The organism is Streptomyces sp. NPDC002209 (assembly GCF_042890265.1).
Taxonomy (GTDB): Bacteria; Actinomycetota; Actinomycetes; order Streptomycetales; family Streptomycetaceae; genus Streptomyces.
Window position 1 is genome coordinate 21603 of record NZ_JBIARX010000030.1, and the last position, 25279, is coordinate 46881.

Annotated in this window: 24 protein-coding genes and 1 pseudogene; 14 read left to right on the forward strand and 11 right to left on the reverse strand. The window is 73.6% G+C overall.

What is annotated here, in order from left to right:
• Positions 1 to 347: 347 nt before the first annotated feature.
• Positions 348 to 983 carry an alpha-ketoglutarate-dependent dioxygenase AlkB gene (locus ACFYXK_RS32550; RefSeq protein ID WP_389414418.1) on the forward strand — a complete coding sequence of 212 codons (636 nt, stop codon included), beginning with the start codon at positions 348 to 350 and terminating at the stop codon, positions 981 to 983.
• Positions 984 to 1019: 36 nt separating this feature from the next.
• Here the strand turns inward: ACFYXK_RS32550 and ACFYXK_RS32555 are convergent, their stop codons facing one another.
• Together ACFYXK_RS32555 and ACFYXK_RS32560 are read right to left on the reverse strand one after the other, a co-directional pair.
• Positions 1020 to 2369 carry an SUKH-4 family immunity protein gene (locus ACFYXK_RS32555; RefSeq protein WP_389414419.1) on the reverse strand — a complete coding sequence of 450 codons (1350 nt, stop codon included), beginning with the start codon at positions 2367 to 2369 and terminating at the stop codon, positions 1020 to 1022.
• Positions 2370 to 2611: 242 nt separating this feature from the next.
• A complete protein-coding gene (locus tag ACFYXK_RS32560) occupies positions 2612 to 3082 on the reverse strand; it encodes a hypothetical protein (RefSeq protein ID WP_389414420.1) in 471 nt (156 codons plus the stop codon).
• 221 nt (positions 3083 to 3303) lie between these two features.
• On the opposite strand from ACFYXK_RS32560, the pseudogene ACFYXK_RS32565 reads away from it, so the two are divergent.
• Positions 3304 to 3480, forward strand: a pseudogene (locus tag ACFYXK_RS32565) (IS982 family transposase); the annotation flags it as partial.
• A gap of 19 nt (positions 3481 to 3499) precedes the next feature.
• Here the strand turns inward: ACFYXK_RS32565 and ACFYXK_RS32570 are convergent.
• Both ACFYXK_RS32570 and ACFYXK_RS32575 read right to left on the reverse strand, forming a co-directional pair.
• Positions 3500 to 3829, reverse strand: coding sequence for a YkvA family protein (locus ACFYXK_RS32570; RefSeq protein ID WP_389414421.1), 330 nt, complete (start codon positions 3827 to 3829; stop codon positions 3500 to 3502).
• Positions 3830 to 3887: 58 nt separating this feature from the next.
• Positions 3888 to 4349 (reverse strand): MarR family winged helix-turn-helix transcriptional regulator, encoded by a 462-nt coding sequence (locus tag ACFYXK_RS32575; RefSeq protein ID WP_383511126.1) that lies wholly within the window; start codon positions 4347 to 4349, stop codon positions 3888 to 3890.
• A gap of 117 nt (positions 4350 to 4466) precedes the next feature.
• Here ACFYXK_RS32575 and ACFYXK_RS32580 point away from each other — a divergent pair, with 117 nt between their 5' ends.
• Positions 4467 to 5024 carry a DoxX family protein gene (locus tag ACFYXK_RS32580; RefSeq protein ID WP_389414422.1) on the forward strand — a complete coding sequence of 186 codons (558 nt, stop codon included), beginning with the start codon at positions 4467 to 4469 and terminating at the stop codon, positions 5022 to 5024.
• An 80-nt stretch (positions 5025 to 5104) separates the two neighbouring features.
• Positions 5105 to 6922, forward strand: coding sequence for a glycoside hydrolase family 15 protein (locus ACFYXK_RS32585; protein WP_389414423.1), 1818 nt, complete (start codon positions 5105 to 5107; stop codon positions 6920 to 6922).
• Positions 6923 to 6948: 26 nt separating this feature from the next.
• Here the strand turns inward: ACFYXK_RS32585 and ACFYXK_RS32590 are convergent, their stop codons facing one another.
• From ACFYXK_RS32590 to ACFYXK_RS32600, 3 genes are all read right to left on the reverse strand, one after another.
• The gene (locus ACFYXK_RS32590; RefSeq protein WP_389414424.1) at positions 6949 to 8355 is read right to left on the reverse strand and encodes an APC family permease; all 1407 of its coding nucleotides are present in this window, start codon (positions 8353 to 8355) and stop codon (positions 6949 to 6951) included.
• Positions 8356 to 8708: 353 nt separating this feature from the next.
• Complete coding sequence (locus tag ACFYXK_RS32595; protein ID WP_389414425.1) at positions 8709 to 10850, reverse strand: SpoIIE family protein phosphatase; 2142 nt, start codon at positions 10848 to 10850, stop codon at positions 8709 to 8711.
• A gap of 4 nt (positions 10851 to 10854) precedes the next feature.
• Positions 10855 to 12360, reverse strand: a complete 1506-nt coding sequence (locus ACFYXK_RS32600) for an MFS transporter (protein WP_389414426.1) — start codon at positions 12358 to 12360, stop codon at positions 10855 to 10857.
• Positions 12361 to 12501: 141 nt separating this feature from the next.
• Between ACFYXK_RS32600 and ACFYXK_RS32605 the strand changes: the two genes are divergently transcribed.
• Positions 12502 to 13434: a LysR family transcriptional regulator gene (locus ACFYXK_RS32605; protein WP_389414427.1), complete on the forward strand. Its 933-nt coding sequence runs from the start codon at positions 12502 to 12504 to the stop codon at positions 13432 to 13434.
• 106 nt (positions 13435 to 13540) lie between these two features.
• Entirely contained in the window at positions 13541 to 14479 is a 939-nt protein-coding gene (locus ACFYXK_RS32610) for a methyltransferase domain-containing protein (protein WP_389414428.1), read from the forward strand.
• Between the two features lie 63 nt (positions 14480 to 14542).
• Here the strand turns inward: ACFYXK_RS32610 and ACFYXK_RS32615 are convergent, their stop codons facing one another.
• Positions 14543 to 15451, reverse strand: coding sequence for an alpha/beta hydrolase fold domain-containing protein (locus ACFYXK_RS32615; RefSeq protein WP_389414429.1), 909 nt, complete (start codon positions 15449 to 15451; stop codon positions 14543 to 14545).
• 215 nt (positions 15452 to 15666) lie between these two features.
• Between ACFYXK_RS32615 and tdh the strand changes: the two genes are divergently transcribed.
• The 3 genes from tdh (at position 15667) to ACFYXK_RS32630 (ending at position 19096) form a co-directional block, all read left to right on the forward strand.
• Positions 15667 to 16695, forward strand: a complete 1029-nt coding sequence (tdh, locus tag ACFYXK_RS32620; protein ID WP_389414430.1) for an L-threonine 3-dehydrogenase — start codon at positions 15667 to 15669, stop codon at positions 16693 to 16695.
• Between the two features lie 158 nt (positions 16696 to 16853).
• Positions 16854 to 18056 carry a glycine C-acetyltransferase gene (locus tag ACFYXK_RS32625; protein WP_389414431.1) on the forward strand — a complete coding sequence of 401 codons (1203 nt, stop codon included), beginning with the start codon at positions 16854 to 16856 and terminating at the stop codon, positions 18054 to 18056.
• 125 nt (positions 18057 to 18181) lie between these two features.
• Positions 18182 to 19096 carry a LysR substrate-binding domain-containing protein gene (locus ACFYXK_RS32630; protein ID WP_383511147.1) on the forward strand — a complete coding sequence of 305 codons (915 nt, stop codon included), beginning with the start codon at positions 18182 to 18184 and terminating at the stop codon, positions 19094 to 19096.
• 65 nt (positions 19097 to 19161) lie between these two features.
• On the opposite strand, the gene ACFYXK_RS32635 is transcribed toward ACFYXK_RS32630, so the two are convergent.
• Positions 19162 to 19764, reverse strand: coding sequence for a TetR/AcrR family transcriptional regulator (locus ACFYXK_RS32635; RefSeq protein ID WP_389414432.1), 603 nt, complete (start codon positions 19762 to 19764; stop codon positions 19162 to 19164).
• Positions 19765 to 19945: 181 nt separating this feature from the next.
• On the opposite strand from ACFYXK_RS32635, the gene ACFYXK_RS32640 reads away from it, so the two are divergent.
• Together ACFYXK_RS32640 and ACFYXK_RS32645 are read left to right on the forward strand one after the other, a co-directional pair.
• A complete protein-coding gene (locus tag ACFYXK_RS32640; RefSeq protein WP_389414433.1) occupies positions 19946 to 20722 on the forward strand; it encodes an SDR family oxidoreductase in 777 nt (258 codons plus the stop codon).
• Positions 20716 to 21156 carry an SRPBCC family protein gene (locus tag ACFYXK_RS32645; protein WP_389414434.1) on the forward strand — a complete coding sequence of 147 codons (441 nt, stop codon included), beginning with the start codon at positions 20716 to 20718 and terminating at the stop codon, positions 21154 to 21156. Before ACFYXK_RS32640 ends, ACFYXK_RS32645 begins: the two co-directional genes overlap by 7 nt.
• Before the next feature lie 67 nt (positions 21157 to 21223).
• Here ACFYXK_RS32645 and ACFYXK_RS32650 read toward each other — a convergent pair whose 3' ends face one another.
• A complete protein-coding gene (locus tag ACFYXK_RS32650) occupies positions 21224 to 22003 on the reverse strand; it encodes a DeoR/GlpR family DNA-binding transcription regulator (RefSeq protein WP_383511267.1) in 780 nt (259 codons plus the stop codon).
• A 160-nt stretch (positions 22004 to 22163) separates the two neighbouring features.
• Between ACFYXK_RS32650 and ACFYXK_RS32655 the strand changes: the two genes are divergently transcribed.
• The 3 genes from ACFYXK_RS32655 (at position 22164) to ACFYXK_RS32665 (ending at position 24394) form a co-directional block, all read left to right on the forward strand.
• Complete coding sequence (locus ACFYXK_RS32655; protein WP_389414435.1) at positions 22164 to 23066, forward strand: SIS domain-containing protein; 903 nt, start codon at positions 22164 to 22166, stop codon at positions 23064 to 23066.
• A complete protein-coding gene (locus ACFYXK_RS32660) occupies positions 23063 to 23899 on the forward strand; it encodes a ketose-bisphosphate aldolase (protein WP_389414436.1) in 837 nt (278 codons plus the stop codon). The genes ACFYXK_RS32655 and ACFYXK_RS32660 overlap by 4 nt, the downstream gene beginning before the upstream one ends.
• Positions 23900 to 24043: 144 nt before the next feature.
• Positions 24044 to 24394, forward strand: coding sequence for a hypothetical protein (locus ACFYXK_RS32665; RefSeq protein WP_389414437.1), 351 nt, complete (start codon positions 24044 to 24046; stop codon positions 24392 to 24394).
• A 15-nt stretch (positions 24395 to 24409) separates the two neighbouring features.
• On the opposite strand, the gene ACFYXK_RS32670 is transcribed toward ACFYXK_RS32665, so the two are convergent.
• Positions 24410 to 25174 carry a hypothetical protein gene (locus ACFYXK_RS32670; RefSeq protein ID WP_389414438.1) on the reverse strand — a complete coding sequence of 255 codons (765 nt, stop codon included), beginning with the start codon at positions 25172 to 25174 and terminating at the stop codon, positions 24410 to 24412.
• Positions 25175 to 25279: the final 105 nt, after the last annotated feature.

Below are 25279 nucleotides of genomic sequence, written 5' to 3' on the forward strand. Positions count from 1 at the left end.
ATCCGGCCATCGGTGCGACGGCTGGGCAAGCGTACGGAACCCGATCATTCGTGCACGCGCGCGTTCCCATGCTGACGGGCTCCCGGCGCTGTCGCGCGGCAGGCTGCTCCGGTTGGCCGGAAGGCTTTACTCCGGCCCGACCCCGCCTCCCACCTGCGCAGACGCTGCGCCCCGGTCCCCGCGGCCGGCGGGCGCCCGGGCTCGTCGCCGAGGTCGGTCTTGACGGCCCCTTAACGGCTCTCTAGCGATACCTTGACGCGCCGCTCGCGGGGATGCGGGCGCGGAGCGGAGGTCCGTACCGGCCATTGAATCGAGCGAATGTTCGAGTGGGGCGTTACGATGGATCCGTGCGTACGACCCCCGGCCTCCAGGGCTCCCTCTTCGACCAGGGCGACGAGATCCGCCTCGGCCCGCTCCCGGACCTGCGCCGCACCCCGCTCGGCTCCGGCGCCTGGGTCGACCACCTGCCCGGCTGGCTCTCCGGCGCCGACCTGCTGTTCGAGCGGCTGGCCGAGGACGTGCCGTGGCGGGCCGAACGCCGCCGGATGTACGAGCGCGAGGTCGACGTGCCCCGCCTGCTCGCCTTCTACGACGAGGGGGAGCCCCTGCCCCACCCGGCGCTCACCGAGGCCCGCTCCGCGCTGACCCGGCACTACGCCGCCGAGCTCGGGGAACCCTTCGCCACCGCCGGGCTCTGCCTCTACCGCGACGGCAGGGACAGCGTCGCCTGGCACGGGGACCGCATCGGCCGGTCCGCCACCGAGGACACCATGGTCGCGATCGTGTCGGTCGGCGACCCCCGCGATCTCGTCCTGCGCCCCCGCGACGGCGGCCCCACCCTGCTGCGCCTGCCCCTGGGGCACGGGGACCTCGTCGTGATGGGCGGCTCCTGCCAGCGGACCATGGAGCACGCGGTGCCCAAGTCCCGCCGTGCCGTCGGCCCGCGCATCAGTATCCAGTACCGCCCGCGCGGAGTCCGCTGAGCCGCGGCCGACGTCTCCCTGCCCGCCGCGCCCGCGTCAGTAGCCGTACACGCTCAGCTCGGTGACGGACGCGAAGACGTGCTCCCACACCGCGGCGCCCGGCTCTTCGGGATCGTCGGACTCCAGGACGTCCGGCTCCAGCTCCGCCACCTCGCAGAGGAAGGAGCCGGAGCCGCTCTCGCCCGGGTACGGATCCCAGCACGCCCCCATGAACCGGCGCACGGCCTCCAGGAGGCGCACGAACGTCTCCGTGTCCCGGGCGAAGGGGAACGGCCCCTCGCCCTCGCGAACCAGGGACACCGCCCCCGTCCGCGGGTGGAGGAGCACCTCGCCCTCGTCGGCGTAGCCCAGCTCGAACGTCCCCAGGTGCAGCAGGTCGCCGAAGTCGACGTCGGGCTCCGGGTCCCCCGGCTGCGGCTCCTGCGGCCCCTCCTCGGTCCAGGCGAGCTCGAACGAGGTCACGCCCGCCGCCCAGTGCCGCGGCAGCCCCACCGTGGTCAGCAGCTCCCGGGTGGGGCCGTGCGTCAGGGCGGCGGGCAGCAGTGCATCCGGGACGCGGACCGTCCGGCCGGCGCCGAACACCGCCTCCATGCGGGCCGCGTCCAGCGGTGTATCGCCGGGCGCCGGGCCCGCGAACCAGGGCTCGCCCGCGCCCTCGTCCCACGAGCCGGTGTCGGCGCCGCCGGCGGGCCAGCCTGCCGCCGCCACCGCCTCGTTGCGCTCCACCACCACGATCCCGCGCGCCTCGCAGAGCAGGAAGCGGCCCCCGCCGAGGGGCACCGGGTCCTCCCAGGTGCCGGGGCAGTGCAGGGCCCAGGCATCCTCGTCCCGGTCGAAGAGGAACGGCTCGTCCTCCCCGGCCCGCTCCTCGCGCTCGGTGAACTCCCCGGCGGCGGGCGCCGGGCACGGCTCGCCGGTGGCCAGGTCGAACCAGCGCTCCTCGGTCCACAGCGACCAGACCTTCAGCAGGCTCCGGCCGCCCGGTTCGTCGAACACGTCGGCGGAGGAGTCCCCGCTGAGGTTCGGCTCGGCCCGGAAGGCCCCGACCGGCCGCCACCAGGCCCATACGGTCCGCCACGGCATGCCGGGCTCGGCCGCGGCGACCTGCTCCGCGTACGCGTCGTGCCCCAGCACCTTCGCGGCGAAGTGCAGCCAGGAGGCGAACTCCGCCCGCGACACCTCGGCCTGCCCGAAAACGGCCTCGGCCTGGGTGAAGACCTCGCGGCCGACCCCGCCACCGGCCGCCGAGCCGGGCCACTCCCGCACCCGGGCCGGTCCGGCCTCCAGCAGGGCGGCGGGGGAGCGGAACCGGGCGTCAAGATCGTCACGAGGCCTGCCGCTATGGTGCCACCGGCCACCGGCACTCCCCGATCCGGGGGATGTCACGCCACAAGACACCCCCTGGACGAGTCATTCCGAGGTGATCGTGCTCAGCTTGCCGATGGGCCAAGGGGCCGTTCGATGGCGTGCTGCCGGCCCGTGGACATGCATGCTGCCTGCGCCAGGGCGGGCTTTGCGTCCCTCGAGAAGCCGGCGAAGTAGATGACGCTCGCCGCACAATGGAGGCCGGAGCTGGTGCCGCTTGTCCCGGGCCGCTCACGGCAGCTGCCGAATCCCTCCCCGGGACTTCAACTCAGCTGGTCGCGCACGAGATCAAGGAATGCCTGTCGGCTCGGACGGATGTGCGCCCAGACCTTCTCGTCCTGTGGCTCTCCCGGGTCTTCGGGGCCCTTCCTGATCACCTCCTGCACTGCCCACGCGAGGCTGCGTGCCGCTTCGCTGACCTCGGACGCGCACAGTACGTGGATCGTCTTCTGCGTCACCCACACCCTGTCAAGGACCTGCCTTGCCCGGGCCTGCCACTGCTCGTCAGCCAGGTTGTGGTGATACCGATCCACCGCGACTCGTTCTGCTTCCTGCACCGCAGACAGAAATGCGATGAGGTGCGTGAGACGCTCGTTGCGGCGCGCCTCGGCAAGTTCACGGACACTGCGGCGCGCCTCGCCGCGTTCCAGGGCGCGTCCTGCCGAGCGTTGGGCCAGCATCGACATGAGCCCGCCGAGCAGGACGCCGATGAGCGGCGCAAGCGTTGTCCACACAACGTCCGATTATGACATCGATGGCATGAACACGGCACGGGGGTTCGGGCAATACCGGGCCGGGACCGGGACGCGCAGACGGCCAGGTCGTCGCAGCCTTCGACAACGGCGGGCAGCAGACGGCGGAAGATCTGAGATCTTCGCGCTGCCCTGGGCGCTCTTGGCCACAGCGCGGACCGGGAGGTCCGGTACTGGGCATGAGGTGGCGTCCGGTCTCCCGTGAGTCGGTGAACGACGCCCTCAAAGGCCAGCTCGACCTGGAACAACACGGCGGCCGGACCTTTGAGGGCGTCACCGTCCGCGTCGCCCAACGCGTCCTCGCACTGGCCGCAGCAATCTGGCACAACCACAAGACCGGACAGCCAATCACGCGGTCCCTGATCGCCTACGACCACTGATCACTTCGGAATGACTCATCTAGGCGGTGCCCGGCTCCTTGGCCGTCACGGGTTCCGTGGACGCGGCACGGCCCGCGCCGGGTCGCACGGCGCCCGCCGCCGCGTGCAGGGAGCGCAGGGCCAGCAGCAGAATGCCGATGTCGTCGAGGTACACCGGGTCCGGGATCAGGTCCACGGGCGAGACGGTGTAGATGACCGCGACCCAGAAGAGCGCCTTGTCGCGCAGCGGGATCCCGGCGTCGAGCAGCAGGCGCCGCGCCGCGAAGACGCGTACGAGCAGCACACCGGCCGCGATCGCCAGCCCGAGGGCGACGACCACGGCGACCGTCAGCCAGACCGTTCCGTCCATGTCACCCCTATACCCCGTCCGGTACCGATATCCGCCGATCCGTCGATCCGCGGTGATGTCAGCCGTGCTCGCGCAGTCGGCGGCTGACCTCTCCCAGCCCGTCCGCGAGCACCTCGAGCTGTTCGGGAGTGAGGACGTCGATCAGCGCCTCCCGGACGGCGGCCACGTGGCCGGGCGCGGCCGCCTCCAGGCGGGCGGTGCCGGCGTCCGTGAGGACGGCGAACACCCCGCGCACGTCGGAGGGGCAGCTGCGGCGGCGGACCAGGCCCGCCTTCTCCAGCTGGGTGACCTGGTAGGTCAGCCCGCTCTTCGAATTGATCAGGCCATTGGCCAGTTCCGTCATCCGCAGCTCGCGGTCCGGAGCTGCGGCGAGCCGCACGAGTATCTCGTACTGCGGGTGCGAGAGCCCGGAATCGTCTTTGAGCTGCTGGTCGAGACGGCGGTTCACCAGGGCGGATGCGGCCAGGAAGCCGCTCCAGGCGCGCATCTCGCGCTCGTCCAGCCATCTCGTTTCAGCCATGCGCCCAGGGTACACGGGTTGTTCCAATTTGAATCACTGGTTAGGGTCGGGGCTGGCGGTTCGAATTTGAACTACTCCGTCCCCGCCCCGGACCGCCCGACCGGAAGGATCCCCCCCATGACCAGCCCCTCCGTCACCGCGACGAAGCCGCAGGCCGCTGCCGTCCCGGCCGCCCCGCTCGCCCTCTCCACCCCCGCCCACGACGCCGGCCTGCTCCTTCTGCGCGTCGTCCTCGGGCTCACCATGGCCGGCCACGGCACCCAGAAGCTGTTCGGCTGGTTCGGCGGCGGCGGCATCAGCGGCACCGGCCAGTTCTTCACCGCCAGCGGCTACCCCTCGGGCGACGCCATGGCCGTGCTCGCCGGCCTGACCGAGACCCTCGGCGGCCTCGGCCTCGTCCTCGGCCTGCTCACCCCGCTCGCCGGAGCCGCGGTCGTCGGCACCATGATCAACGCGATCGCCGTCCACGGCGCCGGGTCGTTCTTCGCCCCGAAGGGCATCGAGTACGAGCTCCTCCTGACCGTGGGCGCCGCCGCCCTCGCCCTCACCGGCCCCGGCCGGTACGCCGCCGACCGCTTCCTGCCGGTCCTGCGCAGCCACCGACTGGCCCACGGCGCCCTCGCCGTCGCCCTCGGCGTGATCGTCGCCGGCGCGCTGCTCCTCGTACGCAACTGACCGGCGCGCGCGAGCAAGTGTCCGGGTCCTAGGCTGAGGAGAGCTGATTGGACCCGGGCATTCGGGGGAACAGCGCACAAATGACACAACCCATCGAAGACTACGCACTCATCGGCGACCTCATGACCAGCGGGCTCGTCGGCCGCGACGGGTCCATCGACTGGCTGTGCCTGCCCCGCTTCGACTCGCCCGCCTGCTTCGCGGCGCTCCTCGGCGACAAGGAGAACGGCCACTGGCGCATCGCCCCGGCCGGGGCGGGCGACGGCGCGCGATGCACCCGCCGCGCCTACGTCGACGGCTCGCTGGTCCTGGAGTCCTACTGGGACACCCCGGACGGCGGCTCGTTCAAGGTCGTCGACTTCATGCCGCAGCGCGACAGCGCACCCGACGTGATCCGGATCGTCGAGGGCCTCTCCGGCGAGGCCACCGTGCTCAGCGTGCTGCGCCTGCGCTTCGACTACGGGCACGTCGTCCCCTGGGTCCGGCGCGCCGACGGCGACCGGGTCGCCGTCGCCGGGCCCGACTCCCTGTGGTTCCGCAGCGAGCCGCCCGTGCACACCTGGGGCGAGGCCAACAGCACCCGCTCCGAGTTCACCGTCACCGCCGGCGAGCGGGTCGCCTTCGTCCTGACCTGGCACCCCTCGCACGAGCCGCGCCCCGAGCCCTGCGACCCGTTCGAGGCGCTGGAGCAGGGCCTCGCCGACTGGCGGGACTGGTCCGCCCAGTGCACCTACGAGGGCCCCTACCGGGAGGCCGTGACCCGCTCCCTGATCACCCTCAAGGCCCTCACCTATGCCCCGACCGGCGGAATCGCGGCCGCCGCCACGACCTCCCTCCCCGAGGAGCTCGGCGGTGTCCGCAACTGGGACTACCGCTACTGCTGGCTGCGCGACGCCACCCTGACCCTCGGCTCCCTCCTGGAGACCGGCTTCCACGACGAGGCCCGCGCCTGGCGCGAATGGCTGCTGCGCGCCGTCGCCGGCGACCCCGCCGACCTGCAGATCATGTACGGGATCGGCGGCGAACGGCGGATCCCCGAATTCGACGTGCCGTGGCTGCGCGGCTACGCCTCCTCCGCCCCGGTCCGCGTCGGCAACGCGGCCGTGGACCAGCTCCAGCTCGACGTGTACGGAGAGGTCCTCGACTCCCTGTACCTGGCCAGGTCGAACGGACTGCCCGCGGAGCGGCACGCCTGGCGGATCCAGCTCGCGCTCCTGGACTTCCTGGAGCGCAACTGGCACCGGCCGGACGAGGGCCTGTGGGAGGTGCGCGGACCGCGCCGGCACTTCGTGCACTCCAAGGTGATGGCGTGGGTCGCCGCGGACCGGGCCGTGCGCACGATGGAGAGCGACTCCTCGCTGCTCGGCGACGTGCAGCGGTGGCGGACCATGCGGGACCAGGTGCACCAGGACGTGATCGAGCACGGCTTCGACCCCGTACGGGGCACCTTCACGCAGTACTACGGCTCCCGCGAGCTGGACGCGGCCACCCTGCTCATCCCGCGGGTCGGGTTCCTGCCGCCCGACGACCCGCGCGTGATCGGCACGGTCGACGCGGTCCGGGCGGAGCTCGGCAGCAGCGGCCTGGTCCGCCGCTACAGCACGGAAGGGCCGTCGGTGGACGGGTTGCCCGGCGACGAAGGGGCCTTCCTGGCCTGCTCGTTCTGGCTGGCCGACGCGCTCCACATGACCGGGCGGGAGAAGGAGGCGCGAGAGCTGTTCGAACGGCTGCTGGCCGTACGCAACGACGTGGGCCTGCTGGCGGAGGAGTACGACCCGGTGGCCGGCCGCCAACTCGGCAACTTCCCGCAGGCGTTCAGCCACGTCGGCCTGGTGAACACGGCCATCACCCTGGGCCGGCCCGCCGTCGACAGCATCGGCGGGGCCGACGGGAGCTGATCCCGCCGACCCCGCCGAGGAGCGGTTCAGAGCGCGGCGGGCTCGCCGTCCTCCGGGATGCTGACCAGCCAGCGGCTGTCCTGCCGCGGCCGCAGGTACAGCGCCCAGTACAGCGTGGCCACGGCGGTGATCCCGCCGGTCCACAGCAGGTACTGGGTCTCCTGCTGGGTCAGGATGTACGCGAGTACGGCGATCAGCGCGATCGGCACCGCCGGCCACAGCGGCATCCGCCAGGCGGCCACCTCGCGGTGCGCCCCGCGCCGGGCGAACAGCGCGGCCACCGCGACCAGCAGGTACATGCCGGTCACCGAGACGCCGGTGACCCCGTACAGGGTGTCGAGGTTGACGAAGCACAGCGCCGCACCCGGGACGCCGACGAGGAGGGTGGCCACCCAGGGGGAGCCGAAGCGGCCCAGCTTGGACAGCGCGTGGTTGACCGGCTCGGGCCAGGCCTTGTCGCGGGCCGAGGCGAACAGCACGCGGGAGTTCTGGATCACCATGACGATGCCGGCGTTGACGATGGCGAGCGCCACGCAGAGGCTGACGAAGGTGCCGACGGCCGAGTTGGACCAGGCGGTGACCATGCCGCCGAGGTCGCCCTCGGTCAGCGCGGAGAGGTCGGGCGCGCCCACGGTGATGGCGATGACCGGGATCAGGATGACGGCCGTGGAGATGGCGAGGGTGGCGAGCACCGTACGGGCGACGTTGCGCCGCGGGTTCTCGAGCTCCTCGGAGAGGTAGACGGCGGTCGAGAAGCCCTGGGTGATGAACAGGGCGATGGCGAGCCCGGAGACGACCATCATCGCGGTCACCGTGGAGGTGCCGCCGCCCTCGGCCGCGACCGTGCCGTGCACCAGTGCGTCGGCGCCGCGCTCGCTGTGCGCGAAGCCCAGTACGGCGACCAGTGCGGCGGCCACGACCTCCAGCACCAGGAAGATGCCGGTGATCCAGGCGTTGGCCCGCAGGTCGAGGAGGCCGGCGAGGGTGGCGAGCAGCATCACGCCGCCGCCCGCGACCGGGGCCGGTATGTGCACGATCGGCGCGAGGTAGTCGGCCGTACCCATGGCGATCACGGGCGGCACGATCATCACGACCAGCAGGGAGAGCACGAACACCAGCCACCCGGCCAGCCGGCCCGCGAGGGTCGACACCATCGCGTACTCGCCGCCGGCGCTGGGGATCAGGGTGCCGAGCTCGGAGTAGCAGAACGCGACGCCGATGCAGAGCAGCGAGCCGATGGCGATCGTGAGGGCGGTCCACGTGCCGAGGCTGGCGAACAGGTCGGGCACGACGACGAACAGGGTCGAAGCGGGCGTCACGCACGAGAGCGTCAGCAGTGTGCCGCCGACGACGCCGATGGAACGCTTGAGCTTCTGGGGGACGGGCCCGGTGGCGGGCGCGAGGGCCTGAGGGGCGCTGATCGTTTCAGACATCGGTGCGGGGTTCCGATCGGCAGGTGCGGTGAGCTGAGGGTGCGGGAGCGGTATCGCCTCCGAGGCGGTGGTGAGCAGAGTGGTTCAGTGGCTCCCGGGCCGACATCGAATCCCTGCGAGATCCGCAGGTCAATAGCAGTTCCCCTGCGGATTCCATCGTTCCGTGGCACTGCGGCAGCCCTACGGCAGTGTTAAGACCGCGTAAATGCTGCACAGAGTCCGGGTGCGGGAACCGCAGCGCGGTGCGGGCGAATTTTCTTCCGCTTTGCCGACATGTGCCCGCGGCGACACCAGCTGCCCAAGGAGTGGGCACCCGCGACGCCGCGGGCACGGCTCCCGCGACGCCTTCCGGGTCAGCCGCTCGCGGCCGGCCCGCCGCCCGTGCGCAAGGCCAGCAGCAGGGCGATGTCGTCCGGCCGGTCCGCCGAGCCCGCCTCGCCCACCAGCAGGTCGGCCGTCTCGGTCAGCGGCGACGGCCGGGCCGCGGCCAGCGCCGCCCGCAGCCGCTCCACACCGAGGTCGATGTCCTTCCCCGCCTCCTCGACCAGCCCGTCCGTGTACAGGGCGAGCAGCGAGCCCCGCGCCAGCCGCAGCTCCGTCACCGGGTACGCGGCGTCCACGTCGATGCCGAGCACCATCCCGCCCGGCAGGTCCAGCACCTCGGCCCGCCCGTCCGCGTGGCGCAGCAGCGGCTGCGGGTGCCCGGCCCGGACGGCCCGCGCCCGGCCCGAGGCCGGATCGAGCAGGACGTAGCAGCAGCTGGCGAACTGGCCGGGGTCCAGGTCGATCAGCAGCCGGTTGGTGCCCGCCATCACCTGCTCCGGCGGACTGCCGCCGAGCGTGAAGGCCCGCACCGCACTGCGCAGCTGGCCCATCGTCGCGGCGGCCGCCACCCCGTGGCCCTGGACGTCCCCGATGACCAGGGCCAGGACGCCCTCGCTCGTCTCGATCACGTCGTACCAGTCGCCGCCCACGTCCATGCCCTGGGAGCCGGGCAGGTACCGGGCCACCGTCTCCACGTGCCCGCCCACCGGCAGCCGGTGCGGCAGCAGCGCCGCTTGCAGTCCGCGGGCCAGCGCCGCCTCGGAGTCGTAGCGCTGCGCCCGCTCCAGAGCCTGCGCGATCAGCCCGGCCAGCGCGGTCAGCACCGTACGCTCCTCCGGGCTGAACCCGCGCGGCGCGTCGAAACCGAGGATGCACGAGCCGACCGGCCGGCCCGAGGCGATCAGCGGCAGGAACGCGCGGGCCCCTATGTGGGCGTCCAGCGGGATCCCGGGATACGCGGCGGCCAGGTGCTCCATCGACTCGAAGAACATCGGCCGGCCCGTGGTCAGCGTCTCCACGCCCGGCAGCCGGACATCGAGCGCCACCCCGTCGAACCGGTCGAGGAAGCCCTGCGGGAAGCCCGTCTCCCACGCCAGGTGCAGATGCCGCTCGTTGAGCAGGTAGATCGCCAGCTGGCGGCCGCCGAATGCGGGCAGCAGCTCCTGGGTGACCACCGCCGACACCTGGCGGGCCGTGACCGCCTCCGTCAGCGCGATCGCGAGGGCCACCGGCCGGTACAGCGCCGAGGCCCGGTCGGCCGGCGAACCCAGCCCCGCGCCCGGCCGGACCATGGCCCCGGGCGTGTAGACGGGCGGTTCGGCCGCACCGATCGTCACGGTCACCCCGTCCGGGCCGGGGTACAGATCCACCGACACCCAGTCCCCGTCCGGCTGCCGGCCGCGCCGGGCCGGGAAGCGCACCGGTTCGCCGGACATGAACACCCCGCGGAAGTGGTCCTCGTACGCGGGCTGCCCGAGCCAGGGCACCGCCTCCCACACCACCCGCCCGCGCAGTTCCGCCGCACCCAGGCCCAGCAGGCGCGCGGCGGCGCGGTTGACGTAGCGGATCCTGCCCTCGCGGTCCACGGAGAGCACCGACAGCGTGAGTCGCTCCACCGCCTCGCGCGCGCCCTGCGCCGTGTCCGAGGGCGGCACGCACACCGGATCGCCCTTCCAGAACACCGGTTGCCCGGTCGCGGTGAGCGCGGCCAGCCCGTCGGCCAGCCCGTCCGCGGCGGAGCGCAGCCGCTCCCGGTCGGCGGCGCCGACCGAGGCGCCGGGGGTCGCGGGGCGCAGCACGAACAGCACCCCGAACCGCTCCGCCCCGGCCATGACGGGCTCGTAGAACGAGCCGAAGGGGAACGGCAGCCCGGCCATCATCTGGGGGAAGCGCTGCATGGCCGTATCCGCGTCGGGCAGGTGCACCGACTGGCCGGAGCGGTAGGCCTCGGCGACCGGGTACGGGCGGTTCACGTGCATCCGCCACCACGGGCGGAACAGCTTTCCGGGCAGGCCGGTGAGCACGGCGAGCAGCAGCGCTCCTTCGGCGCCGGAGCGCAGGTAGACACCGCCCGCAAACCCGCCGACGGCCTGCACCGCATCGACGCAGGCCCGTGCGAGCACGCGGGCCGTGGCGTCGGTGGCGGGGCCGCTGTCCGCTCTCGCCGTCACACAGTCAGCATGCGCCCCCGACGCCGGACGCTGCATCCCGGCACCCGCGCCCCGCGCCCCGGCGGGTGGCCCCGCCGTTCCGGTAGCCGGCCACCACCGCGAGCGCCGCCAGCAGCAGTACGGCGGCCACCGTGCGCAGCGCGACTCCCATCGCGTCCGTGAAGGCGCCGATCTGCGCCGGATCGTGCGGATCGCCGTGGAACCGGGAGGCCAGCACCGTGCCGACCACCGCCACCCCCAGCGCCGCGCCGATCTCCCGGGCCGCGGTGTTCAGCCCGGAGCCCAGCCCGGCCTGGTGCGCGGGCAGCTCCGCGACCACCGTCAGGGTCAGCGACGGCGCGCACAGGCCCGTCCCGACCGACAGCACCAGCAGGTAGCAGGCGTAGAGGGCGTACGGGGTGCCCGCGTCGACGGTGGAGACCATCAGCAGCCCGGCCCCGATCAGGCCCAGCCCGGCGCCGACCGGCAGCCGCGGACCGGTCCGCTCCGCCAGCCGGGCGCCCAGCTTCGGCACGACCGCCATGCCGATGGTCAGCGGGACGATCGCCAGGCCGGTGAGAGCGGGCGAGAAGCCCTTCGCGTACTGGAGGAACTGGGCGTTGACGAAGAAGAGGGAGAAGAGCCCGAAGAAGGCGGCGCCGATGCCGAGCGCCCCGGCGCGCAGCTTGCGCGAGGTGAAGATCCGCGGGTCCAGCAGCGGGTGCGCGGCGCGCAGCGCGTGGCCGGTGAAGGCGGCGAGCAGCGCGGCGCCCGCGGCGAAGGCGATCAGCACCGCCGCGGAGGTCCAGCCGTACGAGGGCCCCTCGATGATCCCGTAGACGACCGCGAGGAGCGCCCCGGCCAGCAGCAGCGCGCCGAACGGGTCGACGGAGGCGTCGGAGCGGGCGGGGGTGCGCGGGACCGTACGGGCGACGGTGAGCGCGAGCAGCGCGCCCAGCGGGACGACCGCCCAGAACAGCGCCCGCCAGGTCAGGTACTCCCCGGCCAGGCCGCCCCCTACGTTGCCCGCCAGGCCCCCGAGGCCGGCGGCCAGCGTCCAGGTGGCCAGCACCTGGCCGCGCCGCTCGGGCGGGCTCAGGTGGATCAGGACGGACATGGTGGCGGGCATGATCAGGGCCGCGCCGGCCCCGCACAGACCGCGCCCGGCGATGAGCACCGCCGGGGTCGCGGCGAGCGCGCTGACCGCCCCGCCCGCGGCGAACAGGGCGAGCCCGGCCAGCAGCGCGCCCTTGCGGCCGTACCGGTCGCCGAGGGCGCCCGCCGGGATGAGCAGCGCGGCGAAGGCGATGACGTAGGCGTCGACCGCCCACACCAGCTGGCCGGGGGTCGGGTGCAGGACGGACGCGGCGAGCTGCGGGATCAGCAGGTTGACGGCGGCGACCATGGCCTGCGCGACCAGTACGCAGGCGCACAGGACGAGCAGCGCGGACCGGGTGAGGGCGGCGGGCGCCGGGGCGGACGGAACGGCGGCGGGATCTGTGGCATCCCGTTCGCGGGCATGGCGGAGCACGGCTCCTCCTCGGAGTCGGTGACGGTGAAGTGGTGCGGGGGGAGAGAGTGGGGGGAGGGGGAGCGCGGTCGGCGTCATCCCCCGTGCCTCACCGTAGAGTTGGCGTGACCTGCTTTCCAGTGCAAGTTCTGCAAGGGATGAATGCGTGTGACGCAATCCGGGCTGGACCTCAATCTCCTCGTCGCCCTGGACGTCCTCCTGGAGGAGTCGAGCGTGTCCCGCGCGGCCGCCCGGCTGCACCTCTCCGAGCCCGCCATGAGCCGCACCCTCGGCCGGATCCGCAAGGCCCTCGGCGACCCCGTGCTGGTCCGCGCCGGGCGGACCATGGTCCCGACCCCGCACGCCCTCGCCGTCCACGGCGAGGTACGCGCCGTCGTGGAGCGGGCCCGGGCCCTCTTCCTGACGGGCGGACAGGTCGACCTCCCCACCCTCACCCGCACCTTCACGGTGCTGGCCCACGACGCCTTCGCCGCCACCTTCGGGGCCACCCTCTTCTCCCGGGTGGCCAAGGAGGCGCCCGGCGTGCGGCTGCGCTTCCTGTCCGAGAGCCACGTGGACGTCCCGGCCCTGCGCGAGGGCATCGCCGACCTCGAACTCGGCGTCGTGGACAGCCGGTCTCCCGAAGTGCGCGTCGAGCACCTCTTCGACGAGCACATGATGGGCGTCGCCCGGGCCGGCCACCCGCTCCTGCGGGGCCGGATCACCCCGCGCCGGTTCGCCGCCGCCGAGCACCTCATCGTCTCCCGGCGCGGCCGGCTGGAGGGCCCGGTGGACGCGGCCCTCGCCGAACAGGGCCTGTCCCGGCGGGTGGTGGGCAGCGTCGGGTCCTACCCCGCCTCGCTGTTCATCCTGCGCGAGAGCGACCTCGTCGGCCTGATCGCCGCACAGGCCGTGCCGCTCGCCGCCGAGCTGGGGCTGGAAGCCTTCGAGATCCCGCTCGACCTGCCGACCCTGCCCTTCGGCATCGCCTGGCACCCGCGCCACGACGCCGACCCGGCCCACGCCTGGCTGCGCGGCTGTGCCCGGGAACTGCTCCCGGTGGTCGCCGGGCACCCCGTACGCCGTACGCACTGACCCGAACGCCTCCCCCGTCCGGGGGACGGGCCGCCGCACACGTCCTCGCCGGCCGCGCTCCGGGGCACGATACGCACGCGTCCCACCCCGCCACGGAAGGCAGAGCATGCGGTTCCCGTACGACAGCATCGGCGAGCGGTTCGTGGAGTCGAAGACCACGGCGGCCTTCTCGGCGGCCGACACCCACACCCTGCTCGGGGCGCTGGACGCGCTCGGCGGGGTACGTGGGCTCGACACCCTCGACCTGGCCTGCGGATACGGCTACAACACGCGGCTGCTGGCCCGCGGCGGGGCCCGCCGGGCCGTCGGCGTGGACATCTCGGAGGAGATGATCCGGCTGGCCCGCGCCCACGGGGTGATCGGCGCGGACGGCGTCGGCGCGTTCGAGGCCGCGGTGGGCGCGGTCCGTCCGGTACGCGGGGCGGGCGCGGTGGCGGCCACCGGAGCGGCCGCCGGCACCGAGGCGGCGCCCGGTGAGCGAGTGTCCGGTGAGCGAGTGTCCGGCGAGGGGGCGCGGGGCGAAGCCGCGCCCGTCGGTGCTGCGCCCGTCGGTTCCGCGTCGATCGAAGCCCCGTCGATCGAGTACGTGGTCGCCGACGCCGCCAAGCTGCCGCAGATGGGCCCCTTCGACCTGGCGACCGCCGTGTACCTGTTCAACAACGCCACCGACAGGTCCGCCCTGCACGCCATGTTCCGGTCCATCCGGGCCAACCTGCGCGACGGCGGCCGGCTGCTGGCCATCGTGCCCAACGCCGGCGCGTACCCGAACGTCGACTGGTCGCCGTACGGGGTACGGATCGTCGACCGCGTCCACGAAGGCGACGCGCCGCTGCTGAAGGCGCAGTTCCTGACCCAGCCCCCGGCCGACTTCGAGTTCCGCGAGTGGGCGCACTCCGACTTTGCCGAGGCCGCCGTCGAGGCGGGCTTCTCCACGGTCGGCTGGCAGCCCAACCGGACCCCGCCCGCCGACGGCGCCCGCGACGAGGCGTACTGGACCGCCTACCGTGCCTGGCCGATCAGCTCACTGATGACCTGCACGGCGTGACGGCCCACCCGGCAGCCCCCGGGGCGGTCCATGCGTCGGCCCGCCCGCCGGCCCGGCGGGCCGTCACTCGTCGGCGGCCGACCTGATCAGCTCCACGATCCGGTCCCGGGCCGCCCGCCCCTCCGGCACCGGCAGCAGCGGGTACCCGTGCGGCAGCCCCGGCTCCTCGTGGAACTCCACCTCCACCCCGTCCGCACGGGCCCGGCGCAGCAGTTCCCGGCTGTCGGTGGTCAGTACGTCCCGGGTACCGGTGAACACCGTCAGCGGAGCCAGCCCCGCGAACGAGCCGTGCAGCGGGCTGACCTGCGGGTCGTCGGTGGCCAGGGTGCCCGCGTACAGCCGGCCGGCCTCCAGCAGCCCCGGCCGCGCCTGCACCGGGTCGGCGGCCTCGATGGCCGCCTGGTCCGGGTGGCTCATGGTCAGGTCCAGCCAGGGGGAGATCAGCACGATCCGCGACGGCTGCGCCCCCGTACGGTCGCGCAGCCGCTGGGCGGCGGCCAGCGCCATCCCGGCTCCCGCCGCGTCCCCTATGAGCACGGTGCCGCCCGCTCCGCCGCTCGCAATGAGCCCGCTGAGCAGGTCCGCGGCCACCGGAACCGTCCGGTCCGCGGTCCCGCGCGGGGCCAGGATGTACGCCGGTACGACAACGCGCGCCTGCGCCTCCGTGACCAGGGTCCGGATCATCGACCAGTGCGGCCGGACCAGCTCGTTGATGTACCCGCCGCCGTGCACGTACAGCACCTGGGCCGCGGGCTCGATCCCGCGCGGCGAGGCGTCGTACACCGGCCAGGCACCGACGAAGGTGCGGGAGACCTCGGCGACCCGGCCCAGCGAGCGCGGCGGCAGGTGCGACGCCGGCCGGCGGGCCGACTCGGCCACCCGCGCGCGTACCGCCTCGGCACTCGCGAACCGTCTTCGCCGACCCGCCGCGATCAGCGCGACCGACAGCGCTCTGCTGCGCAGACTCGGCACGCCCCTCACCTCCCCATTCCCTGCCCCGGCCGCAGGCCCCTGCCCAGGCCACAGCCCTTCACGTGAGGAGCATAGGCGTGAAGCTGGGCTGTCGACCCGCTTAAGAAATCCTCGATGGACTGATCACCTCCGCGCTCGGCAGATTGGTCCTTGTCGATACGTCGCACCCGACCCCTTGGTTGCAACGTCCCCTCCGCATGCCTGGAGCCACCCCCATGAAGGCACTCGTCAAGCACAAGGCCGAGCCCGGGCTGTGGCTCATGGACGTCCCCGAGCCCGAGTACGGCCCCGGCGACGTTCTGATCAGGGTGCTGCGCACCGGCATCTGCGGCACGGACCTGCACATCCGCTCCTGGGACGGCTGGGCGCAGGGCGCGGTCAAGACCCCGCTCGTGCTCGGCCACGAGTTCGTGGGCGAGGTGGCCGCCGTCGGCGCTGACGTCCGGGACATCGAGACCGGCGCGCTCGTCAGCGGCGAGGGCCACCTGGTGTGCGGCAAGTGCCGCAACTGCCTGGCCGGGCGCCGCCACCTGTGCCGCAGCACGGTCGGCCTCGGCGTCGGGCGCGACGGCGCCTTCGCCGAGTACGTCGTCCTGCCCGCGCAGAACGTGTGGGTGCACCGCACCGCCGTGGACCTGGACGTGGCGGCGATCTTCGACCCGTTCGGCAACGCCGTCCACACGGCGCTGTCGTTCCCGCTGGTCGGCGAGGACGTACTGATCACCGGCGCGGGCCCGATCGGGATCATGGCGGCGGCCGTGGCCAAGCACGCGGGTGCGCGCAACGTCGTCATCACCGACGTCAGCCCCGAGCGCCTCGAGATCGCCCGCAAGGCCGGCGCGACGCTCGCGCTGGACGTCTCGAAGGCGACGATCGCCGACGCACAGGCGCGGCTGGGCCTGCGCGAGGGCTTCGACGTCGGCCTGGAGATGTCAGGCCGCGCCGAGGCCATGCGCGACATGATCGACAACATGACGCACGGCGGTCGGATCGCCATGCTGGGCCTGCCCGCGCAGGAGTTCCCGGTGGACTGGGCGAAGGTCGTCACCTCGATGATCACGATCAAGGGCATCTACGGCCGCGAGATGTTCGAGACCTGGTACGCGATGACGGTGCTGCTGGAGGGCGGCCTGGACCTCAGCCCGGTCATCACCGGCCGCTACTCGCACCGTGACTTCGAGGCCGCGTTCGACGAGGCGGCCACCGCCCGCAGTGGAAAGATCATCCTGGACTGGACGGCGTAACGGCCCCCGGGCCACGGGACCGGAGGGCGCAGCAGGCCCTCCGCTCCTCGCCGCCTCCGTCCCACCGAACCATCTCCCTCCGGCCGGGCCCCGCCCACCCTCCCCCCTCCGCGGGGCCCGGCCCCCTTCGTCCGCCGCACAAGGAGAAGCCGAAGCCCATGTTCGAGTCCGTACGCGAAGACCTCCGCACCACCCTCGACGAGATCCGCGCCGCGGGCCTGCACAAGCCCGAGCGCGTCATCGGCACCCCGCAGAACGCGGCCGTCGCGGTGACCGCGGGCGGCGCCCCCGGCGAGGTCCTCAACTTCTGCGCCAACAACTACCTGGGCCTGGCCGACCACCCCGAGGTCGTCGCCGCCGCCAAGGACGCACTGGACCGCTGGGGCTACGGCATGGCCTCCGTCCGCTTCATCTGCGGTACGCAGGAGGTGCACAAGGAGCTCGAGGCGCGGCTGTCCTCGTTCCTCGGCCAGGAGGACACGATCCTCTACTCCTCCTGCTTCGACGCCAACGGCGGCGTCTTCGAGACCCTGCTCGGCGCCGAGGACGCGGTGATCTCCGACGCCCTCAACCACGCCTCGATCATCGACGGCATCCGCCTGTCCAAGGCCCGCCGCTTCCGGTACGCCAACCGCGACATGACCGAGCTCGAGGCCCGCCTGAAGGAGGCCACCGAGGGCGGCGCGCGGCGCAAGCTGATCGTCACCGACGGCGTCTTCTCCATGGACGGCTACGTCGCCCCGCTCGCCGAGATCTGCGACCTGGCCGAGCGCTACGACGCCATGGTCATGGTCGACGACTCGCACGCCGTCGGCTTCGTCGGCCCCGGCGGCCGCGGTACGCCCGAGCTGCACGGGGTCATGGACCGCGTCGACATCATCACCGGCACCCTCGGCAAGGCCCTCGGCGGCGCGTCCGGCGGCTACGTCGCGGCCCGCGCCGAGATCGTCGAGCTGCTGCGCCAGCGCTCGCGCCCGTACCTGTTCTCCAACTCCCTCGCCCCGGTCATCGCCGCCGCCTCGCTGAAGGTCCTGGACCTGCTGGAGTCGGCCGGCGACCTGCGCGAGCGCCTCGCGGCCAACACCTCGCTCTTCCGCACGAAGATGACCGAGGCCGGCTTCGAGATCCTCCCCGGCGACCACGCCATCGCCCCGGTGATGATCGGCGACGCGGCGGAGGCCGCCAAGATGGCGGAACTGCTGCTGGAGCGCGGCGTGTACGTGATCGGCTTCTCCTACCCGGTGGTCCCGATGGGCGCGGCCCGCATCCGCGTCCAGCTCTCGGCGGCCCACTCCACGGCCGACGTGGAACGCGCAGTGGCGGCCTTCATCGACGCCCGCTCGGCGCTGACGGCGGCCTGACCAGGCTCGGCCCGAGGGCCTGCTCGGCCGGGCGGCCGGGTGGCCTGGCGGGTACGACCCGTGGGGTGGCCCGGGCGGGGCGATCGGCGGCCTCGGCGGGCTGCGTCACCTGCGAGAATGGTGGGGTGATCGACCCCCGCCGGCTGCGCATCCTGCGGGCCGTGGCGGACCACCGTACGGTGACCGCCGCGGCCGCAGCCCTGTACCTCACCCCCTCCGCCGTCTCCCAGCAGCTCGCCGCGCTGGAGCAGGAGACCGGGCACGTGCTGCTGACCCGCAGCGGCCGGGGGGTACGGCTGACCGCAGCCGGCGACATCCTGCTCGGGCACGCCCACGAGGTCCTCGCCCAGCTGGAGCGCGCCGAAGCCGAGCTCGCCGCCTACGCGGGCGGCGCCGCGGGCGAGGTCACGGTGGCCGCCTTCGCGACCGGCATCGCCGAGGTCCTCGCCCCGGCGATCGCCCGCCTGGCCCGCGAGCACCCGGGCATCCGCCTGCGCGTGCGGGACGCGGAAGGCGACCAGAGCCTGCCGCTGCTGCTGGACGGCGAGGCCGACCTCGCGCTCGCGGTCGAGTACCGCGGCGCCCCGGGCGCCGACGACGGCCGCCTCTCGGTCCTGCCGCTGTACGCGGAGCCCTTCGACGCGGTGCTCCCCTCGGGACACCCCCTGGCCGACTTCCCCGAGGTGTCTCTGGCGGACCTGTCCGACGCGGACTGGGTGGGGCAGTACCCGGGGAACCCGTGCCACGACGTGACCCTGCTGGCCTGTGAACTGGCGGGCTTCCAGCCCCGGTTCGTGCACTCGTCGGACGACTTCCGCGCCGTGACGGCACTGGTGGGAGCAGGGGCGGGGGTGGCCCTCGTCCCGCGCTCGGCGCTGCGGGGCATGGACCTCAAGGAGGTCCAGGTACGCCCGGTGGCGGGCTCGGCGCCCACCCGCAGGGTCTTCGCGGCGACCCGCCGCGGCGCGGAATCCCACCCCTTGATCGCCCCGGTCCTCGCAGCCCTGGGCCATGAGGCGGGCCGCCTACCCCCGCACTGAGCGCAGCAGGGGGCGGGGTCCGCCGGGCCGGGGCCGTGTGGGGTCGACCCGCAGGTGACCGGCCGTCACAGCTCGTCGAGCCGCTGGAACGCGAGCGCCCGGCGCGTGAGCACGAGAAGGTCCTCGGGCTCGTCCTGGCCGGCCCAGTGCTCCACGGCCGCAGTGAACGCGTCGAGTACGGCGCCCGCCAGCAGCCGTACCTCCAGGCTGTCGGCAGGCCTGCCCGTCCGCGTGGCGAGCACCGGCAGCAACCGGTCCCGCAACTCCCGCACGGCCGCCAGCCAGCGCGAACGGAGCGCCGGGACATCGCCCATGAGGCGGACGAGGGCGCGGCCGGGCTCCGCCTCGGCGAGGCGCCGTTCGGACATCGGCGTGGCGAACACCCGCTCCACGGCGGTGATCAGCGGCTCGTCCGCCGGCTGAGCGGCCAGGGCGTCGACGAGCTGGCCCACGCCGGACGTGACGAGGGGGGTGAGCGCGTCCTCCTTTGAGGAGCAGTAGCGGTAGAAGGTGCGCAGCGAGACGCCGGCCGCCGCCGTGATGTCCTCGACCGTCGTCGCCTCGTACCCGCGCTCGGCGAAAAGAGCCGCCGCGGTCTCCGCGATCTCGATGCGGGTCTCCTGGCGCCGCCGCTCGGTCAGAGGCGGCCGGCCTCGTTCTGCCGCCATCCTGCGATCCCCCTCCTCATCCCCGCCGACGCGGGTCCAGCCGTAGGGGCCCATGCTGCCCGGCCAGGGGCCCGGCGGCCAAATATGGCAGAAACAAGCAACTTGGCACGTCGTGCAATTAAATATATGTTGATCAAGCCCGCGCAGGTCGCGCACGAGCGATACGAGTCAAGGAGTGCCCATGCCCCGCACCTACCTCGTCACCGGAGCCGCCTCCGGCATCGGCGAAGCCGCCGCCGCCCGCCTCCGCGCCCAGGGCCACACGGTGCTCGGCGCCGACCTCGCCGGCTCGGACATCGACGCGGACCTGTCCACGCCCGAAGGGCGTGCGCAGCTCGTGGACCGGGCCCGGGAGCTGACCGGCGGGCGCCTCGACGCCGTGATCGCCTCCGCGGGCCGCCACGTCTTCGACCCGCAGACCGTCAAGGTCAACTACTTCGGTGCGGTGGCCACCTTGGAAGGCCTGCGTCCCCTTCTTGCCGCCGGTACGGACCCGCGCGCCGTCGTCATCTCGTCGGTCACCGCGATCCACCCCCACGACCCGGCCATCGCCGACGCGGCCCTCGCCGGCGACGAGGCCGCCGCGACCGCCGCCGCGGAAGCCGCCCTGCAGCGCGGCGAAGGCCACGCCATCTACGGCTCCCCGAAGAACGCCCTCGCCCGCTGGGTCCGCCGCAACGCCCCCACCGCGCACTGGGCGGGCGCCGGCATCCCGCTCAACGCCATCGCCCCCGGCACGGTCCTCACCCCCATGACCGAGCCCATGCTCGCGACCCCGGGCGTACGCGAGGTCGTCGACTCGGTCATCCCCATGCCCCTGCACGGCCATGCCGCGGCAGACCAGATCGCCCCGCTCCTCGACTTCCTGACCTCGCCCGAGAACACCCACGTCACCGGTCAGATCGTCTTCGTCGACGGCGGAGCCGACGCCACGCTGCGGGGTGACGCGGCATGGTGACCCGTACGCTGCTGCGCACCGCCGTCGTGCCGGCCGCCCCCGCCGAGGTCTGGGAGGTCATCGGCGCCTTCGGGGCCTTCCCCGACTGGCACCCGCACCTCCTGCCCTCCACGATCGAGAACGGCGCCGACCCCGAAACCCCCGGCGCGGTGCGGGCCTTCACGTACGAGGGCAAGGTCGTCCTCCGTGAACGCCTCCTCGCCAAGGACCCGGCCGCCCACATGTACCGCTACTCCGTCGAGGCTCCGTCCTTCGCCGTGGCCGGGTACGAAGCGACGCTCTGCGTCCACCCGCACGAGGAGGGCGCGGAGGTCCGCTGGGAGGGCACGTACGAGGCGGCGTCCGCCGACGCCGTCGCCCAGGTCGAGCGGCTCTTCGGCGACGGGACGTACGCGACGGGCCTGGCGGCCCTGCGGGAGCGGTTCGCCCGGTAGCCCGAGCGGGCACCTCGAGGGGGCGCTCACGGATTGCGGGGTCGAGCGGTACCACCGATACCGCCGCCTACACCCGTCGTACCTCCACCCCCGCCGCTTCGAACTCCGCCGCCACCGGGTCCGGGAGGGACGCGTCCGTCACGAGGATGTCCACCGAGCGGGTCGGGCAGATGCGGGCGAAGGCGCGGACCGCGAGTTTGCTGGAGTCCGCCGCGATGACCACCCGGCGGGCCCGCTCGCACAGCAGGCGGTTCATCGCGGCCTCGTCCTCGTGGCGGGTCGCTGCGCCGTCGACCGGGTCGAAGGCGTCCACGCCGACGACCGCCGTGTCCATCGTGAGCTGGCCCAGGACCTGCTGCGCCAGCGGGCCGGTCAGCTCGTACGACTGGGGGCGGGCGACCCCGCCCGTCAGGACGATCTTGAACTGCGGCCTGATGACGAGCTCGCCCGCGATGTTCAGCGCGTTGGTCACCACCGTCAGCGCCGGCGAGCCCGACGCCAGGTCCGGGCGGCCGGCCAGGGCGCGGGCGACCTCCGTGGTCGTCGTGCCGCCGGTCAGGCCGATCACCTCGCCCGGGGTGATCAGCTCCGCCACCGCCTCGCTGATGCGCTGCTTCTCCGCGGCGCGGCGGGACGTCCGGTAGCGCAGGGGGAGTTCGTACGAGACGCCGTGGACCACCGCCCCGCCGCGCGTGCGGACCAGCAGCTGCTGCTCGGCCAGCTGGTCGAGGTCGCGCCGGATGGTGGCGGCGGACACGCCGAGGGCCTCCGCCGCCGGCTCGACCTCCAGCTCGCCCCGCTCCACCAGCAGATCCAGCAGCGTCTGCCAGCGCTCCTTGCGGGTCATGGTCCCCACGGCGATCGACCCCCTCGGGTGTGCTCCATCGGCCTACGCGTCGACATTAACTCAGGAGATCAACCCCCGTGGGTGCTTGAAGTTGCGTGAAATGGGCCGCTACCTTGCAGGAAACTGCACCAACCTGCACCCACCACGCCAGGGAGCCGCCATGAGCCACGTCGCGTACGAGTTGGGCACGCAGCCCGAGTGCTGGGAGCGGGCCGCCGAACTGGCCCCGGCCCAACGGGCGTTGCTGCCGCAGCCGGGGGAGCGTACCGCGATCGTCGGGTGCGGGACCTCGTACTACATGGCCCAGGCGGCCGCCGCCCTGCGCGAGGAGGCGGGGCAGGGGGAGACCGACGCCTTCCCCGCCTCGGAGTTCCCCCTGCACCGCCGCTACGACCGGGTCGTGGCGCTGACCCGGTCCGGCACCACCACGGAGGTGCTGGACCTGCTGGCCGGGCTGCGGGACGCGGGGGTGCGCACGACCGCCGTCATCGGGGACCCGGCGACCCCGGTGATGACGCTCGCCGACGAGCTCGTCGTCCTCGACTTCGCCGACGAGCAGTCCGTCGTGCAGACCCGCTTCGCGACGACCGCCCTGACCCTGCTGCGCGCCCACGTCGGCCGGCACAGCGCCGCAGCCGTCGCCGACGCGCGTACGGCGCTCGCCGAGCCGCTGCCCGAACAGGTGGCGAGCCGCGGGCAGTTCACCTTCCTCGGCAGAGGCTGGAGCGTGGGCCTCGCCCACGAGGCCGCGCTGAAGATGCGCGAGGCATCCCTGTCCTGGTCCGAGTCGTATCCGGCGATGGAGTACCGGCACGGGCCGATCAGCGTGACCGGGCCCGGAACCCTCACCTGGTCGATCGGTGAGGCACCCGAAGGGCTCGCCGAGCAGGTGCGGGCCACCGGCGGCCAGTGGGTGGCCGGGCGGCTCGACCCGCTCGCCGAGCTGGTACGGATCCACCGGCTGGCGATCGCCGTCGCCGCCCACCAGGACCTGGATCCGGACCAGCCGCGGAACCTGACCCGCTCGGTGATCCTCACCGCCGGTGAGGAGGCGGTCCGATGAGCCTCGTCTCCGCCGGGACGCTCGTCCTCGAGGCGGCGGCCGCCGGCCGCGCCGTCGCCGCGTTCAACATCATCACCCTCGAGCACGCCGAGGCCGTCGTCGCCGGGGCGGAACGGGCCGGCCTGCCGGTCATCCTGCAACTGAGCGAGAACGCCGTGAAGTTCCGCGGCGGGCAGCTCCTGCCCATCTCGCGCGCCGCCGCGGCCTGCGCGGAGGCCGCCGGGATCCCGGTCGGCCTGCACCTGGACCACGTCAAGAGCGCCGACCTGCTCCGGCAGGCCGCGGCCGCCGGGTTCAGCTCGGTGATGTACGACGCGGCGCAGCTCCCGTACGCGGAGAACCTGGAGGCCACCCGCTCCGCGGCCGACTGGGCGCACGCCAACGGGCTGTGGGTCGAGGCCGAGCTGGGGGAGGTGGGCGGGAAGAACGGCGCCGCCCCGCTCGACCCGCACGCGCCCGGTGCGCGTACCGACCCGGACGAGGCCCGCCGGTTCGTGGCCGACTCGGGTGTCGATGCGCTGGCCGTGGCGATCGGCAGCAGCCACGCGATGACCAGCCGCACCGCCGCGCTGGACCACGCGCTGCTCGCCCGGCTGGCGAAGACCGTGGACGTGCCGCTGGTACTGCACGGCTCCTCGGGTCTGCCGGACGCGGAGCTCGCGGCCGCGGTGGCGGGCGGCATCCGCAAGGTCAACATCGGTACCGCCCTGAACCTGGCCATGACCGAGGCCATCCGCACCCACCTGACCCCGGCGGACCCGCGCCCGTACCTGACGGCGGCCCGTACGGCGATGGCGGCGACGGCCGCGGCGATGATCACCGCGCTGAACTGACCGTGGGATGCGCGAAGGGAGGTAACTGCCCTGGACAATAGGGCGGTAAACCACCCCTTTCGGTGGCGCGGAAGAACCGTTTGATCATGTTCGGAGCCCCCTAACGTGATCACCGTCGCCTCCCGAAACCGAAAGGGAACCCCCATGCGCCTCCGTACCGCCGTGGTCGCTGCCGCCAGCGCCCTCACCCTCCTCGTCGCCGTGCCCGGCTCGGCCAGTGCCGCCACGGGCGAGTTCGAGTACTCGTACGTCGGCCTGGACGGGCAGCCGCGGCAGGAGCGGTTCTCGGACCCGGAGGACTACACGTGCGTGGTCATCCCCGAGGCCGCCGACCCGAACTCCTCCGAGCCGGCCTTCTCCCCGCGCAACCGGACCGACGCCCACGCGCGGGTCTTCACCGGGGCCGACTGCACGGGCGACCACTTCGACCTGCGCCCGTTCACCGGCTACGGCTCGGCGCGCCTCAAGCTGCGCTCGGTGGTCTTCCTTCCCTGACCGGGCCCGAGGGGGTCAGCGGGGGGTGAGCCGGGCCTGGTGGCATGTGAGGGAGTGCCACCGGGCCCGGTCCGGCGTCGCGCCCCGGTCCAGGGTGCGGCGGGCCTCGATCGCGGTGACGTGGCGGTCGGTGGACAGGCACAGGAGGACGAACAGGCCGGTGTGCGCGGGCTCGACGGTCTCCTCGTAGTACCACTCGGCCGTGACGGTCCGCCGCCCGGCCAGGAAGGGGCGCTGCAGGAAGTCCTGCACGTCGAGGGGGAAGTGCCCGAGCACCCCCTGCGCCTCCGGCGGGTCCAGGACCAGCCGCTCCACCGGCGCTCCGGGCCGTCCGGGCGCGGCCGCGCCGGCACCGCCCGCCTGCGCCGGCCGCCCGTCGAAGGAGCGGCTCAGCAGGGACCCGGGCTCCACGCGGACCCGCTCGCCCCGGTGCTCCTGTGCGCGGCCGTTGCGGTACACCGGCTGGACCCGGCACAGCCCCCGGTCTCCGAACACCACCGCGAACGGGGCGCCGTCGTCGTAGACCCGGGCCCACCACACCAGGGACCGGCCCGCCTTCTCGAGCGTCTTGGCGCGCACGTCGCCCGGCAGCAGCTCCCAGCACCCCTCGCGGGCGGGGACCCCGGGGTCGACGGGCAGCGCTCCCGGCTCGTGGACCTGGGTCACGCCCCCGGCGTGCTCCGGCCGGACGGCGGCGGGGGTACGGTCCGCGGGGGTACGGTCCCGGCGTTCCGGCATCCGGTCCCGGCCGGCGAACTCCTGCTCCCAGGCCTTGTCCATGTGTCCCCCGGTTCCTTGAACTTCCGTGCCAGGCAGGCCCATTGTCGGGCACGGGTCCGCGCCCCGTCGGCGGTCGGCGGAATCGGCGGCCCGCGAGTCCTTCCC